Below are 14,161 nucleotides of genomic sequence, written 5' to 3' on the forward strand. Positions count from 1 at the left end.
AGCTGGTTAAGCGGCTGTCTCCTGCCTTACTATTTCCACGCTTTGAATCCGTTTACCGTCGGACGAAAGAACTTTAAATGTAAAGCTTTCATAACTAACCTCTTCCCCGGTTTCCGGAACGCGAGTAAACAGTTCGAGCAGCAGCCCACCCAGCGACTCACTTTCGCCTTTAACGGCGTCAAAATAGGTCATGTCGACGTTCAGAACGCGGCAAACGTCCGTCAGAAGAATTTTGCTCTCCATAACAACCGTTCGCTCGTCAATGCGATGGAAAGCCACGGGTTCTTCGTCGTCGAACTCGTCGTTAATATCGCCAAAAATCTCTTCAATAATGTCTTCCAGGGTGATCAATCCCCGGGTTCCGCCATATTCGTCTACAACGATGGCCATGTGGACCCGTCGTTTCTGAAAATCCTGGAGCAGATCGTCAATTTTTTTGGTTTCCGGGATAAAAAAGGCGGGCCGAATGAGCGTCTGCCAGCGGAACGAATCATCGCTGTCGAGGTGCGGCAGTAAGTCCTTGAGGTACAGAATACCCTCCACTTCGTCCAGCGATTCCTTATAAACCGGCACCCGCGAATAACCCGACTGATTAATCTGCGCCAGCAGTTCCGTAAAGGTCAAATCGTCGCTAAAAGCCGTAATGTCAACCCGCGCCCGCATGGCCTGCCGGGCCGTCAGATTACTGAAATTGACAATCCCTCTGATCAGTTCGCGTTCTTCCTGCGTAGAGTCCCGGCTGGTCAGTTCAACCGCCTGATTGAGTTCCTCCATTGACACTTTATAGCCGCGTCGCTGAATACGCTGGTCAATAACGCTGGTCAGGCTGACGAGCAGGATGGATAAAGGCCGGAAGAGGGTGGAGGCCAGGGCAACCAGCGGAGCCGTTCGCCGGGCTACCGACAAACTGTTCTGGCTGGCGTAGACTTTCGGAATGATTTCCCCGAACAACACAATGGCCAGGGTTACAATAACCGTCACGCTGGCCAGTACCCAGCCGGAAGTAGGGTCGAGCTGGCTCAGTTTCCAGACCAGATACGTCACGATGACGACAATAGCCAGGTTTAGTAAGTTGTTGAAGATGAGCAGGGAAGCCAGCAACCGCCGGGGGCGGTCGAGTAGCTGCATGATCCGGCGTTCGGCAGTATTGTCACTGACGCGGCAGACCGCCCGATCGTCGGACGAAAGGGAGAAAAAAGCGGCTTCAGAAGCCGAAACAATAGCCGCCAGAGCCAGTAAGACAATCAGAATGGCGGCATAGGGGCCGTAAAAACTAAGATAGGTGCTCCAGACGTCAGCCTGGAGCACCTTACCCGAGAGTGGATCGCTATCCATGTAGTTGTTTATAAGTGAACAAAGCGCAGGCTTAGAACGGTAAATCGTCGTCGCCGGCGTTACTCATATCGTCGGGAACGGGTTCCGGTTTACGCGCTGCCGGAGCGGCTTGCGGAGCCGCCTGCCGGGCTGGTGCCGGTTGTGGGGCGGCCTGACGCGGGGCCGGAGCTGGAGCGGCTTGCGGAGCTGCCTGCTGACGCGGAGCCGGTTCCTGGTAATCTCCGCCATCACTCCCGTCCTGGCGACTGCCCAGAAACTGGAACGTGGTGGCCCGAACCGTCAGCGAGAAACGTTCTTTCCCTTCGCGGTCGGTATAGGTTTCGGTTTTCAGACGTCCTTCAACGTAAATCTGGTTGCCCTTGCGGACATATTTTTCAACAGTTTTAGCCTGATCATTCCAAACTTCCACACGGAACCATTCCGTTTGGTCTACTTGCTCTCCGGTGCGGGTGGTGTAGCGTTCGTTTGTGGCAACGCTAAATTTGGCAACAACCGACCCTCCATCAAGGTAGCGGACTTCCGGATCGTTACCAACATTGCCAATCAGAATCACTTTGTTCATGCTTGCCATAAAACGGTAAAAATAAGATGATGAATTGAGATTATCTAAGCAAGTAAAGTTAGTCAAAAATGAAGACTTTTCAAATAGTCTACTACTAAAATTGGCTTTGGTAACCGTTCTGTATCAGATGGTTTACAAAAAATTAAGCCATCGGGCAGCGGCACATTTCGACCCTCCGGAATCTCCACCAGCCAGAACCGCGCGCGGATACGCTGGTGTGATAAAACATGCGTCCGTTCGTCAGATAATCCCTTCAAAATTCCTTCCTGCAAGACCCAGTTCAGGATGGCTCCTTCCGGTAATTCCCGAAACGCTTCCATCGGTTCTTCGGTTTCAATCAGGCAAAAATCGTAAAGATGTTGCCAGATGTCTTTCTCTGTTCGCTCCTTCAACGCAATGCGGTCGCCCTGCCGGATGACAATGTAGTTAAAATACCGTTCGCGGACGGCATTCTTCCTGCTTTTAACCGGTAATTCGCGCTGGCGACCCGTCAGATACGCCTGACACCGCTGTTGTAACGGGCAGATCAGGCAATCGGGCGAAACCGGCGTGCACTGAATTGCCCCGAACTCCATGATGGCCTGGTTGTAGGTAGCCGGGTTGTCAGACAATTGAATAAGCTGGTCCGCAAGTTTTGCAAAGGTCTTTTTAGCCAGTGTCGTCGTAATATCCGCTTCAACGCCAAACACCCGGGCCAGTACGCGGTACACATTGCCATCGACAACGGCCGCCTTTTCGTTGAAGGAAAATGAGGCAATGGCGGCCGCCGTGTAGGTACCAACTCCCGGAAGTTTCAGCAATTCCTGGTACGTTTCCGGGAATTTTCCCGCCAGCGGCCCGGCCACATACTGGGCGGTTCGGTGCATATTTCGGGCGCGGGAGTAATACCCCAGACCCTGCCAGAGCCGGAGCAAATCCCGTTCGTCGGCGTCTGACATCGACTGCACAGTGGGGTAGGCAGCCACGAAGCGTTCGTAGTAGGGGCGGCCCTGTGCCACACGGGTTTGCTGCAGGATAACCTCTGATAACCAGATCAAATAAGGGTTGCGGGTATGGCGCCACGGCAGATCCCGTTTATGATGTTCATACCATGCCGTCAGGGTGTTGACAAAACCGTCTTTTAAGTCGTCTGAGTCTGAAATCCAATCCAAAATAATTTGTAACTAGGTGTCGTTGAGAAGAAAAAACCCGAAATAGTGTTTTTTCTATAACAGGAAAAATCTACCTTTGTGCTCCAATTTGGAGAGACTTTTTTTCAACAACTGATTGAACCTTAAAGTTTAGTACGAACGTGACGAAAGCAGACGTAATCGCAGAAATTGCCGAGAAGACAGGAATCGACAAGGCAGATGTTCAACACACCATTGAGACATTCTTCACCGTAATTAAGAACAACCTGGCGAAGAACGAGAACATCTACGTGAGAGGGTTCGGTAGTTTCATTAACAAAAAAAGAGCCCGTAAAGTGGCCCGGAACATCTCCAAGAATACGGCGATGGTGATTGACGAGCATTATATCCCCAGCTTCAAGCCGGCGAAAGTGTTTGTTGAACAAGTAAAAACGCAGGTTAAGCAGGAGAACGTTTCAGCTTAATCTTTTGTAAGACAAAAGAGATGAGAGATTAGACAAGAGAAGCATTCTCACCCCCTCTTATCTAATCTCTCATGTCTGATACAATGAACAAATCCATTCTTCTCGTCATCGGCCTGGGCGTACTGGCGACGGCAGGTCTGTATAGTCTGCCAAACGTGGTGGTTCGGAACGAAGATCGCACACTGACCAACGAACGGACCACCGATCCGGAAACGGCCGTTCGGGATACGGCGGTGTTGCGCTCCGATCGCAGCGACCTGCACACGGTTAAACTGACGCCCGAACAGCAGAAGGAACTTAACCGTTTAAGCGGCCGTTTTGAAGCCGTTGACGATAAACAAAAACCGGCCGTTGGTGCCGAACTGATTCAGGCTTATCGGAAGGTAAGTCGCTATGACAGTGCAGCCTACGTTGCCGACAAACTGGCTCAGGTGGCTCCGACCGAAGCAAATGTGCTGCGGGCCGGAGATTTGTATTATGAAGCCTACGGGTTTGCCGCAGACAACCAGAAAATGGTAAGTCTGGGTAAAAAAACCCGGGAGTTTTATCAGAAAGCCCTCGACGGCAACCCTAATCTGCTGGCGGCCAAGGCAAACATGGCGATGACCTATGTGACGACCGAAACGCCCATGCAGGGAATTATGCTGCTGCGGGAGGTTCTGAAAGACGACCCGACCAATGAGCTGGCGCTGTTTAACATGGGGCTGCTCGCGATGCGTTCCGGACAATACAACCGGGCCGTCGAACGGTTTCAGGCAATCCTGAGCAGTCATCCGGAAAATACCAAAGCGCAGTTTTATCTGGCCATTAGCCTAGGCGAAATGGGCCGGAAAGATGAAGCCCGGGAGTTGCTGGCCAAGGTGAAAGCGCGGGAGAAAGACCCGACCATTCAGGCGGCTATCAAAGAACTCGAGCAGAATTTGTAACGTGCTCACGGACTTCATCCGTCTTGTTCGATTCATAGACGAAGGTAGGTGGGTACGAAATTTTTTAAAACCATTTAACATATTTACTATTATGCCTTGCGGAAAGAAAAGAAAACGCCACAAAATTGCTACCCACAAGCGGAAGAAGCGCCTGAGAAAGAATCGCCATAAGAAAAAATAAGGTAGACCACCTGCGGGTGGTATGATACCATACGGGCCGGCCAATCGGAGGACTTATTCGCTTGTGCAGCAGGTAACTGCCTGAATGCCAACGAACCGATTGTCCGGCCTTTTTCTTTATCTCAGGCCTCTTAACCGCACATTCATCTTGTGAGTAACGAATTAGTAATTAGTTCGACTCAGAAAGGCGATCGGATAGCACTTTTGCAAGACAAAAGACTGCTGGAATATCACGTTGAAGAGTCGGACAGCAGCTTTACCGTCGGCGATATCTATTTAGGAACAGTTAAAAAATTAGTGACGGGCCTCAATGCGGCATTTGTCGACATTGGTTACGAAAAAGATGCGTTTCTGCATTATCTGGATCTAGGCTCCAACATTAATTCGCTTAACAAATTTACCAAAGATGTAATCGCCAAACGGGTCAATACCGGCAAGCTGAACAATTTCAAGCTCGAACCCGAAATTGACAAACTCGGGAAAATCGATAAGGTATTGAACAAGAATGCACCCATTCTGGTGCAGGTTGTCAAAGAACCCATCTCGACCAAAGGGCCGCGCTTATCCTGCGATATCTCCATTGCGGGGCGGTATCTGGTGTTGGTACCCTTTGCCAATACGGTCAATATGTCCAAAAAAATTACGGATAAAGCCGAACGGACGCGCCTGATGCGCCTGATGTCGTCGATTAAACCGCAAAATTTTGGCGTAATTGTCCGGACCGTCGCACAAGGGAAAGACGTTGAAGAACTGGACCGCGATCTGACTAACTCCCTCGAAAAATGGGAAAAAGGAATTGCGGCTCTGCGCGACGCCAAACCCCGCGACCGGATTATTGGCGAGATGAACCGGGCTTCATCCATCCTCCGCGATATGCTGAACGAATCCTTCGACAGCATTACCGTCGATACCCGGGAGATGTATGATGAAATTAAAACGTACATTCACACAATTGCCCCCGAAAAAGAAAAGATCGTCAAGTTACACAACAACACAAAGGCGAAGGTTTTCGAACAATTCGGGCTGGAAAAACAGATTAAATCGCTATTTGGTCGGTCGGTGAGTCTGCCCGGTGGCGGTTATCTGATTATCGAACACACGGAGGCTCTCCACGTCATCGACGTCAACAGCGGTAATAAATCGAATTCTGAGGAGGATCAGGAAGCTACGGCTGTCAGCGTCAACAAAGAGGCTGCCAAAGAAATTGCCCGCCAGCTCCGGCTGCGCGATATGGGCGGAATTATCGTGATCGATTTTATCGACATGAAGAAGCCCGACAACAAGAAAATGATTTTCGACGTGATGCGGGAGGAAATGAAAGCCGACCGTTCCAAATTCACGATTTTGCCGCTAACCAAGTTTGGTCTGATGCAAATTACGCGGCAGCGTGTTCGACCGGAAATCAATATTGTTACCAAAGAGGTTTGCCCGACCTGTGGCGGAACCGGTACCATTCAGGCCAGTATCCTGATTACCGACGTCATTGAGCAGAACCTGGAATATATTCTGACCCGTCAGAACGAGCGCGGGGTCCAAATTATGCTGCATCCTTACCTTTTTGCCTATTATACCGCAGGCTGGTGGTCGAAGCAGATGCAGTGGTTTATGAAATATAAAACGTGGATCACGTTGATCAAAGACAGCTCGTTTGGCATCAATGAATTTAAGTTCTACAACAAACAGGGCGAGGAGATTGAAGTAACGGCGGGTTAGCCGCTACCAAAACTTCGAAACAGAATGCCAAAAGCCACCTTTTCCGGGTGGCTTTTGGTTTATACATCGGACAGCTTTTTATTTCGTAGCAATCGGTTGATGGTTTCGGCCATGCGTTCAATTCTGGATTCTTCAGTTTTGGCCAAATCAATCCAGTCAATGTACGCTTTTTGCTCGTCGTCTGAATAACTCAAAAAGGTCTGATGAGCCTGGGGTTCGTCTTCCAGACAAAGTAACAAATCCTTCCGGGTATCGACCGGAGCCTGTTCCGGATACAGGGTGATGTGTACCCAGTCGCCGGCCTGTTTCCCAATCTGTTTCCGGATTTCGGCTTTCACCGCCAGAAAAAGCTGGCCGTTACCCAGCGGCATCAACTGGCAGTTTTTAAGCTCATACTCATCGATACGGCCTTTTACTTTCACCCAGTTGAAATACGACTTTTTATCGGGCTTGACTTCGGGCAGGGCAGCATAGGTCCAACCTCCTTTACCCTCAAATTTTTTGAGCCGGTATGAGCCATCAACCAGCGGTTCTTCCATCGCAATACAAGGTTGTTTAACCGCTAAAGATACTTATAAACTGTTGATAGAAGGCTGTAAAGGCAGCTTCTTTTAGCGTCCGTTATTCATCGCCAGTAACGCTTCTTCGGGCGACGACAGAAAGAGCTTATAGAGGTTGGCGGTATTGCCAACGTGGATTTCATACGTGTCCTGTTGCAGCCCCTCCAGCAGGGCTTCCGCCACAACAACGGGCGAAATACCGTTAATGCCGCCGATTTCCTGCGAAAAATCGGTGTTGACCAGCGGAGGCATCAGTTCAAAAACCTTGATGGCCGTGTCTGCTGCCAGGGTATAGCGCAGCGCCTGGGTGTAGGAGTGAAGAGCGGCTTTGCTGGCCGAATACGTAGACGTTCGGGACCCCGGCACAAAGGCAACAATGGAGGAGACGTTGACCACAGCCGCTTCGTTTTGTCGTTTCAGCAGAGGCAGTAGTTTTTCGGTTAAGGAAACCACGGACAGATAATTCGTGGTAATTTCCTCCGTAGCCTTCCCGGCCGCGTTAATGCCGTCGGCGGACAGCGAGTAGGCAAACGCCCGTCCGGCATTGTTAATGACGACGTTCAGCGTCGGAAACTCTTTCTGTAATCGTTCGACAAGTTGGTTTACATCGTCGGGTTTGCTGATGTCGGATACAATGGCGGTGGTATTTTCCAGTTGCGTGGCTGCTTCCTGCAACCGTTCGGCATTGCGTCCGGTAATAATGACCTGATTACCGTTTTGAGCAAACAGTTTGGCAATTTCAAAGCCGATACCGGCGCTTCCGCCTGTAATCAACACGGTGTTGTGCTGCGTTTTCATTTCTCAATTATTTAGTTAAACTGTTAAATGGCTATATACCGATCGGTATATGTAGAGGTAAAAAAATTACGTAGAGGGTTTTTCTTCAATTTGATGAATAAGATAGGTAGCGGTTTCCAGTACCCTGTCCAGAGCGGCAGGGTCCCTGGTTGTACGGGCGATGAAAATACCGCCCTGGATTAGCGCCACAAGGGACGAAGCCAGTAGGTCGGCATCGGTATCGCTGCGGAACTCGCCATTGGCTATACCCGTCAGAATCAGGGTTGTCAGATTTTTATGAGTACTGAGCAATTCTTCCGCCACGCGTTGCCGCAGGGGTTCGTGCGTGTCGTCGGCTTCGGTTCCGGCGTTTAGCAAGGGGCAGCCGCCTTCCGGAAAGACCTGAATCTGCGTACTGTTAAACAACTGGATAAAGGCCAGCAGTTTGTCCTTGCTGCTGGTTGCCCTGTCCAGTTTATTTTGAATGATGTTCTTCCGCCGGGCCGCATTGAAATTAAAAACCGCCAGAGCAACTTCTTCCTTGTTTTCGAAATTTCCGTAAATGCTTCCCTTGGTCAACCGGGTTGCTTCGGTCAGATCCGACATCGACGTACCGGCGTATCCCTTCCTGTTGAAAATACCGGCGGTAGTCTCAATAATAAACTGGCGGGTGGTTTCGGAGCGCGGTGTAAATTTCATGTGACAAATATATACCGATCGGTATATGAAAGGCAAATAATTCCCCAGTTATTTTTTGGCCTGATAATCAGCTACCAAAAAGAAAGCCGCTCAGGAGCGGCTTTCTTTTTGGAGAACTATTCAACAGCTTCGTTCTACTTCCTTGGTTGCGTCGATGAGGCACCGCCCAAAGATGCCGGAGTAGAAGTTCCCTCGGCTACGGCCGGATTCCCTTCCTTGTCGAGTTCAACCACTTCGTAACCCAGCTTTTGCAGGCCCGGCTTGATGGCCGATTTGTTGCCGACCACGGTAATAATCAGGTTGTTGATGGGAAGCCGTTTTTTTGCAATCGCGTCAATTTCCTTCTTCGTGATGTTTTTCAGAATCTGGCTTTGCTGCTCCACAAAGTTACCCGGCAGACCGTAGTCAATAATCTGGTTCAGGAAGAGGGCCTTCTGGAACGAGGTTTCGTACCGCAACGCATCCCGCTGGCCCACCGAGCTTTTCAGAAACGCCAGTTCCGCATCCGTAATCCCGGTTTGGCTGTAGTTCTTCATCTCTTTTATAAACTCAACCACCGAGCTGTCCGTGGCTGCGGCTTTCACACCGGCCTGTGCCGTAAACGGTCCGGGGGTTTTGGTACTTCCGAATGATGACCGGGCACCATACGTCCAGCCTTTGTCTTCGCGCAGGTTCATGTTAATGCGGCTGTTGAAAGCCCCGCCGAGGATGTAATTGGCCAGCCCCGCCCGGTAGTATTCACCCGTCGCGTCAAACGGTAGGTCGGTCAGGTAACCAATCCGGATTTCCGACTGTGCGGCTTTGTCTTTGTCAATCAGGTAGATCCGGGTTTTGTCGATTTTCTTCGCCATCGCCGGTTTCGGCAACGTGACGGGTTTCGCTTCCCATTTTTTCAGGAAATCGAGCTTTGGCAAAATGACGGCTTTATCCACGTCGCCCACCACAACCAGATTCGTAACGGAGGGGGAGAAGTTCTTCTGATAAAACGCCTTTACGTCATCGAGCGTAAGGCTTTCAACGGTTTTAGTGGTTCCGCTGGTCGGGATGGCGCGGATGTTGTCGTTGCCGTACAGCAGTTTGTTGTATGCTTTGTTGGCAATCACCACCGGCTGCGTACTCTGGTTGGCAATCAGTTCGAGCTGCTGTTTTTTCAGCCGGTCGAAGTCGGCCTGGGCAAACTTGGGGCGGAACATTTTTTCTTCCACCAGCGCCAGCGTTGCGTCCAGATTTTTGGTCAGCGACGACACCGCCACCTGAATTTCTTCCGTGCTGGCGTACACCTGGATGCTGCTGCCCAGTTTTTCGAGTTTCGCATTGATTTCTTCGTTGCTGAAATTCTGCGTGGCTTCGTTCATTAGAGACGCCGTAAGCTGGGCAATTCCGGCTTTAGACGGATCGCTGGCCGACAGCATGTGTCCGCCTTTGACCGAAAACACCAGCGTTACTTCGGGCACCTCGTCGTTTTTGGTTCCGATCACTTTCACACCATTCGGCAGTTTATCCGTCCAGAAAGGCGGAACTTTCAGGGTTGGGCTAGGGCCGGAAGCCGGTTTTTTGCTGCGGTCGAACGAGTCTTTGGCCTTGACGTATTTTAATCCGGTGTAACCATAATCGGGTGCTTTGTAACCGGTTGTATCAATGGTATAATTGTCTGGATGCGCTACAATCTCTTTCTGGTCCTTCGGATATACCGTCAGAATAACGGCTTTCTTGCCCTTGATGTACTGGTTGTAGACCCGCATAATATCCGCTTTCGTAACCTCCTGATACCGTTTCAGTTCTTTCGGCAGGTAGTTGGGTGATCCGGTAAATGTCTGGAAGGAAGCCAGTTGGGAAACTTTGCCCGCTACACTCGACAGATACTTGATAATTTCGGCTTCGCGGGTGGCTTTGAATTGGGCCAGGTCATCGTCGGTGACGCCCCGTTTTTCAAACTCAGTCAGCGTGTTGCGGATAATCGCTTCGGTGCTGTCCAGCCGCATATTCGGGAAGGGCAATACGGTAAAGGCCATCTCGCCCGCCAGTTCCTGCGCCGGGTGGCCGACATTGGCCTGCACGGCTTTTTCGGTTTTTACCAGATTTTTGTAGAACAACGAGCTTTTGCCACCACCCAGAATCTGGGCCAGCGCATCCAGCGGGGCTTCGTCGGGGTGGAAACGTGGCACCGTCGGGTACACCATCCGCAGCATCGGGAAACGAACGTTGTCTTCGTAGGAAACATACCGGTCTTTATCCAATACGGCAGCCGGCACCACGGTTTTGGTTACGTCCGGCCCTTTCTGAATACCGCCAAAATATTTCTCGGCCAGTTGCACAACCTGTTTGGGATTAACGTCACCACCAACGGTCAATACGGCGTTGTTGGGGCCGTACCAGCGCAGGAAGAAGTTTTTCAGGTCATTGACATTCACCCGGTTCAGGTCTTCGATGTAACCAATCGTGAGCCAGGAATACGGGTGGCCGTACGGATACAGGTTTTTGGCCGTGTACTCGTAAACCAGCCCGTAGGGGCGGTTGTCGTAATTCTGACCCCGTTCGTTCTTGACGGTGGCGCGTTGAATTTCAAACTTTTTCTGGGTCACGGCATCCAGCAGAAACCCCATGCGGTCGGCTTCGAGCCAGAGTGCCCGCTCCAGCTGGTTGCTGGGTACGGTTTCGAAATAGTTTGTGCGGTCGGCGTTGGTGGTACCGTTTAGCGTTCCTCCGGCTTCGGTGACGAGTTTAAAGTGCTCATCGTCAGCCACGTGGTCGGATCCCTGAAACATCATGTGCTCAAAAAAGTGCGCAAAACCCGATTTGCCGATTTCCTCCCGGGCCGAGCCAACGTGGTAGGTAACATCGACGTGTACAATCGGGTCCGAATGGTCCTCGTGAATCACCACCGTCAGACCGTTCGGCAGGACGTACTTCTGGTACGGAATAATCAGTTCGCCGTCTTTACGGGTTACGGTTTCAACGAGTTTGGCTTGTGAAAAAGCCAGATGGGTCACCATCAGGCTCAGGAAGCCAAGGTAGTAGCTTAGTTTTTTCATTGTGTAGCTGATGAACTATACAAATTAACCAGAATATGAGCAGGTTTGAAAGAAGGTTATAAACAAATAAACGGCCGCATAGCCCGGTCTGTCGGCGGTGAAACAGGGTGCGCCGAAGCGTACTTTTATAAAAAAACAGCGGTTTGTTTCGGGGCACTCTTCTCACGTCAACACCGCGAAACAGGCGAGGTTTTCCGGCACTCCGACGGTATTTAATGAAGCGTAAACAAAAGGCTGAAAATGAGTGGGACGATGGGGCTGAACGAGTGTCGGCGGGGGCGGTTCTAATGGGGTTGGGGCAAAAACAAAATAAGCCCATTAGAAATCTAACGGGCCTATCCTACTAACCTATGATGAAATAGTATTCTACACGACAATACTATTAAATGAGTTTGATCCAACTATACCGTGCTCTCCTGCTTCTTCAAAAATAGTTAGCTGTTGTAATCGTTAGATCGAACGGGATTTACGCTTTAAGAGTCAGGAGAGGGCAGGAAAGTATTTCTCCAGAAACTACACAGATTTGTTGAAAAAGCACTATACGCACGTACCCGCGGACTTTTATAATTGTAACCAATGGCTGTAATCTGGGGAGTTGTTTTGCACGCAATCGGAGGATTTGCTTCCGGGAGTTTTTATTTACCATACAAAAAAGTACAGGGTTGGGCCTGGGAAAGTTACTGGCTCGTTGGTGGTCTTTTTTCCTGGGTGATGGCGCCCCTGATTTTTGCCCTCGTAACCGTTCCGAATTTATTCGAAGTGTTGGCAGCGGCTCCAGCCGAAACCAAATGGTGGTCTTATTTCTGGGGAGTTCTCTGGGGTTTTGGGGGCCTGACGTTCGGGCTAACCATGCGGTATCTGGGGTTATCGCTCGGTATGGCGGTGGTTATGGGCCTTTGTGCCGTGTTCGGAACGCTGGTGCCGCCCATCTGGCTGGGGCAGTTTGGGGATCTGATGCGGACGACCTCCGGGCAGGTTATTGTGCTGGGACTGGCCATCTGCGTGTTGGGAATCGCCATTTGCGGAGTGGCCGGGATGATGAAAGAAAAATCCGTGACGGAGGAGAAAAAGAAGGAGTCTGTGGCCGAGTTTGATCTCAAAAAAGGCGTGCTGGTGGCCATTTTTTCGGGCGTTATGAGCGCCTGTTTTTCGTTTGGCGTGACAGCCGGACAGCCCATTGCCGAACTGGCCGTGCAGCATGGCGCCGATCCGCTTTTTATGAATTGCGCCCCTTATATTTACATTCTGCTGGGCGGTCTGACCACCAACGCGATCTGGTGCCTCTACCTGAATATCAAAAATAAAACCTATACCGACTACCGCAATATTTCGGCACCGGCAGTTCGAAATATTACCTTCTGCGCCCTGGCTGGAGTGACCTGGTACCTGCAATTTTTCTTTTACGGTATGGGCGACAGCAAAATGGGCGAATACCGTTTCTCGGGCTGGACGCTGCACATGGCCTTCATCATTGCCTTCAGCAGCTTCTGGGGACTGTACCTGCACGAATGGCGGGGTGCCAACCGCCCGACCATGCGTACCATCACCATCGGCATTGCCACGGTGGTGTTTTCAACCGTGGTTGTCGGGATTGGTAATTATCTGGCGGAATGAGAAAGGCGGGTGCTTGGCCCTGCCAGACGATTCATACGTACGGTTAATTGGCCATTTGGTGAAAAGAGCAGCGTAAAAGCGACGGCTGCCGGGAGGAAATAAGTACTTTCAATTTATTTCTCAATGACCGACTTGTATCACCATGATGCTTTACTGGATTGAACTGGCCGGCTGGCTGGGTGTACTGTCTTACCTGGCGGCTTATCTGCTGCTGGCTCTGCGAATCCTGCGCGCCGACACGCTGACCTACCATTGTCTAAACGTGGTTGGAGCAACGGGGTTGATTATTAACTCACTGCACACCCACGACCGGCAGAGTATTGTCGTCAATGTAGCCTGGCTGCTGATCGGGCTCTGGGCGACTTACCGCAACTACCGGCCCCGTCAAAGTTTTTGACAACTGGAGAAGTTGCAGTGCCTGCTGTTTATAGTGGTCCAGCTTTTGGCCGTACTCCTTTTTGTCATTGACCAGACTCAGGTAATAATAGGCTCCATCGACGAGGATAAAAATCAGATCGGCGGTCTGGTACGCATCCGGTGTGTGTAACGTTCCGGCATCGGCGCAATCCTGAATCAGCGCGGCCAGTTTCTGCCGCAGCGAATCCAGTAATGTCTTGTATTTTTCGCGAATCTGGGCATTCCGGAAGGTCAGCGAATAACAACTATAGAACAGGCCGTCGTCGAACAACTGGTTCCACTCTTTGGAGAACAGCCGGTCGATTACTTTCAGCAAAACCACTTCGGGTTTGTCGGGCGTTTTGGAGGTGATGCCAAAGAGTAATTGGTACTTATCCAGCATAAAATCAATCAGGCCGCTGATTAAGTCATCCCGGGTCTGAAAGTAATGCATGATCAGGCTGGGATTGATGTCCATTACGGCGGCAATCTTGGCAATCGACGTGTTTTCCAATCCTTCTTTTTTGGCTACCCGGTAAAACATCCGGATGATTTCCTTCTGCCGCGTGTCTTTCAGACTTTTTCTGCCCATTCTGCTTACATTCAGACTATACTTCAAAAGAATTGCTCAAATATAAGGTAAAAACCGGAGCCTCCTTTCCTTTTTTTATTGAATGAATATTCAAACAAAATTAATGTTTTTGTAACATTACCGTAACGTCACCTGGAACCGGCGCTCCCTACCTTTGCCGCCAGCTCAGTGCCTGAGTCAA

Annotated in this window: 13 protein-coding genes; 5 read left to right on the forward strand and 8 right to left on the reverse strand. The window is 50.5% G+C overall.

All coding sequences use genetic code 11. The features are described 5' to 3' along the window. Positions 1 to 6: 6 nt before the first annotated feature. Genes gldE through mutY form a run of 3 tightly spaced genes read right to left on the reverse strand, consistent with a single transcriptional unit; the run spans position 7 to position 3,048 of the window. Positions 7 to 1,335 carry a gliding motility-associated protein GldE gene (gldE, locus tag LX87_RS05170; protein ID WP_111627074.1) on the reverse strand — a complete coding sequence of 443 codons (1,329 nt, stop codon included), beginning with the start codon at positions 1,333 to 1,335 and terminating at the stop codon, positions 7 to 9. Between the two features lie 31 nt (positions 1,336 to 1,366). Next, a complete protein-coding gene (locus LX87_RS05175; RefSeq protein WP_111627075.1) occupies positions 1,367 to 1,906 on the reverse strand; it encodes a single-stranded DNA-binding protein in 540 nt (179 codons plus the stop codon). Between the two features lie 53 nt (positions 1,907 to 1,959). Continuing rightward, the gene (mutY, locus tag LX87_RS05180; RefSeq protein ID WP_111627076.1) at positions 1,960 to 3,048 is read right to left on the reverse strand and encodes an A/G-specific adenine glycosylase; all 1,089 of its coding nucleotides are present in this window, start codon (positions 3,046 to 3,048) and stop codon (positions 1,960 to 1,962) included. 140 nt (positions 3,049 to 3,188) lie between these two features. Here mutY and LX87_RS05185 point away from each other — a divergent pair, with 140 nt between their 5' ends. The 3 genes from LX87_RS05185 (at position 3,189) to LX87_RS05200 (ending at position 6,310) form a co-directional block, all read left to right on the forward strand. Continuing rightward, positions 3,189 to 3,491 carry an HU family DNA-binding protein gene (locus LX87_RS05185; protein ID WP_111627077.1) on the forward strand — a complete coding sequence of 101 codons (303 nt, stop codon included), beginning with the start codon at positions 3,189 to 3,191 and terminating at the stop codon, positions 3,489 to 3,491. Positions 3,492 to 3,574: 83 nt separating this feature from the next. Next, positions 3,575 to 4,417 (forward strand): tetratricopeptide repeat protein, encoded by an 843-nt coding sequence (locus LX87_RS05190; protein ID WP_111627078.1) that lies wholly within the window; start codon positions 3,575 to 3,577, stop codon positions 4,415 to 4,417. Positions 4,418 to 4,747: 330 nt separating this feature from the next. Further along, positions 4,748 to 6,310 (forward strand): Rne/Rng family ribonuclease, encoded by a 1,563-nt coding sequence (locus tag LX87_RS05200; protein WP_111627080.1) that lies wholly within the window; start codon positions 4,748 to 4,750, stop codon positions 6,308 to 6,310. Positions 6,311 to 6,369: 59 nt separating this feature from the next. Here the strand turns inward: LX87_RS05200 and LX87_RS05205 are convergent, their stop codons facing one another. From LX87_RS05205 to LX87_RS05220, 4 genes are all read right to left on the reverse strand, one after another. Continuing rightward, entirely contained in the window at positions 6,370 to 6,849 is a 480-nt protein-coding gene (locus tag LX87_RS05205; protein ID WP_111627081.1) for a YdeI/OmpD-associated family protein, read from the reverse strand. Positions 6,850 to 6,921: 72 nt separating this feature from the next. Next, positions 6,922 to 7,668 (reverse strand): SDR family oxidoreductase, encoded by a 747-nt coding sequence (locus tag LX87_RS05210; RefSeq protein ID WP_111627082.1) that lies wholly within the window; start codon positions 7,666 to 7,668, stop codon positions 6,922 to 6,924. Between the two features lie 66 nt (positions 7,669 to 7,734). Continuing rightward, a complete protein-coding gene (locus LX87_RS05215; protein ID WP_111627083.1) occupies positions 7,735 to 8,346 on the reverse strand; it encodes a TetR/AcrR family transcriptional regulator in 612 nt (203 codons plus the stop codon). 134 nt (positions 8,347 to 8,480) lie between these two features. Beyond that, the gene (locus LX87_RS05220) at positions 8,481 to 11,378 is read right to left on the reverse strand and encodes a M16 family metallopeptidase (protein WP_111627084.1); all 2,898 of its coding nucleotides are present in this window, start codon (positions 11,376 to 11,378) and stop codon (positions 8,481 to 8,483) included. Between the two features lie 576 nt (positions 11,379 to 11,954). Here LX87_RS05220 and rhaT point away from each other — a divergent pair. Together rhaT and LX87_RS29465 are read left to right on the forward strand one after the other, a co-directional pair. After that, entirely contained in the window at positions 11,955 to 12,992 is a 1,038-nt protein-coding gene (gene rhaT, locus LX87_RS05225) for an L-rhamnose/proton symporter RhaT (RefSeq protein WP_111627085.1), read from the forward strand. Positions 12,993 to 13,137: 145 nt separating this feature from the next. Beyond that, positions 13,138 to 13,389 carry a CBU_0592 family membrane protein gene (locus LX87_RS29465; RefSeq protein ID WP_445470969.1) on the forward strand — a complete coding sequence of 84 codons (252 nt, stop codon included), beginning with the start codon at positions 13,138 to 13,140 and terminating at the stop codon, positions 13,387 to 13,389. Here LX87_RS29465 and LX87_RS05230 read toward each other — a convergent pair. Further along, complete coding sequence (locus LX87_RS05230) at positions 13,285 to 13,980, reverse strand: TetR family transcriptional regulator (RefSeq protein WP_111627086.1); 696 nt, start codon at positions 13,978 to 13,980, stop codon at positions 13,285 to 13,287. The two genes, LX87_RS29465 and LX87_RS05230, sit on opposite strands and share 105 nt — an antisense overlap. Positions 13,981 to 14,161 lie beyond the last annotated feature (181 nt).

It is taken from the genome of Larkinella arboricola (genome assembly GCF_003259745.1).
Classification (GTDB): Bacteria; Bacteroidota; Bacteroidia; order Cytophagales; family Spirosomataceae; genus Larkinella; species Larkinella arboricola.

Excerpts from the sequence above, each read along its gene's own strand:
- gldE (WP_111627074.1), bottom strand. The coding sequence starts at position 1,335 with ATGGATAGCGATCCACTCTCGGGTAAGGTGCTCCAGGCTGACGTCTGG.
- LX87_RS05175 (WP_111627075.1), bottom strand. The coding sequence starts at position 1,906 with ATGGCAAGCATGAACAAAGTGATTCTGATTGGCAATGTTGGTAACGAT.
- LX87_RS05190 (WP_111627078.1), top strand. The coding sequence starts at position 3,575 with ATGAACAAATCCATTCTTCTCGTCATCGGCCTGGGCGTACTGGCGACG.
- LX87_RS05205 (WP_111627081.1), bottom strand. The coding sequence starts at position 6,849 with ATGGAAGAACCGCTGGTTGATGGCTCATACCGGCTCAAAAAATTTGAG.
- LX87_RS05210 (WP_111627082.1), bottom strand. The coding sequence starts at position 7,668 with ATGAAAACGCAGCACAACACCGTGTTGATTACAGGCGGAAGCGCCGGT.
- LX87_RS05215 (WP_111627083.1), bottom strand. The coding sequence starts at position 8,346 with ATGAAATTTACACCGCGCTCCGAAACCACCCGCCAGTTTATTATTGAG.
- LX87_RS05220 (WP_111627084.1), bottom strand. The coding sequence starts at position 11,378 with ATGAAAAAACTAAGCTACTACCTTGGCTTCCTGAGCCTGATGGTGACC.
- rhaT (WP_111627085.1), top strand. The coding sequence starts at position 11,955 with ATGGCTGTAATCTGGGGAGTTGTTTTGCACGCAATCGGAGGATTTGCT.
- LX87_RS29465 (WP_445470969.1), top strand. The coding sequence starts at position 13,138 with ATGCTTTACTGGATTGAACTGGCCGGCTGGCTGGGTGTACTGTCTTAC.
- LX87_RS05230 (WP_111627086.1), bottom strand. The coding sequence starts at position 13,980 with ATGGGCAGAAAAAGTCTGAAAGACACGCGGCAGAAGGAAATCATCCGG.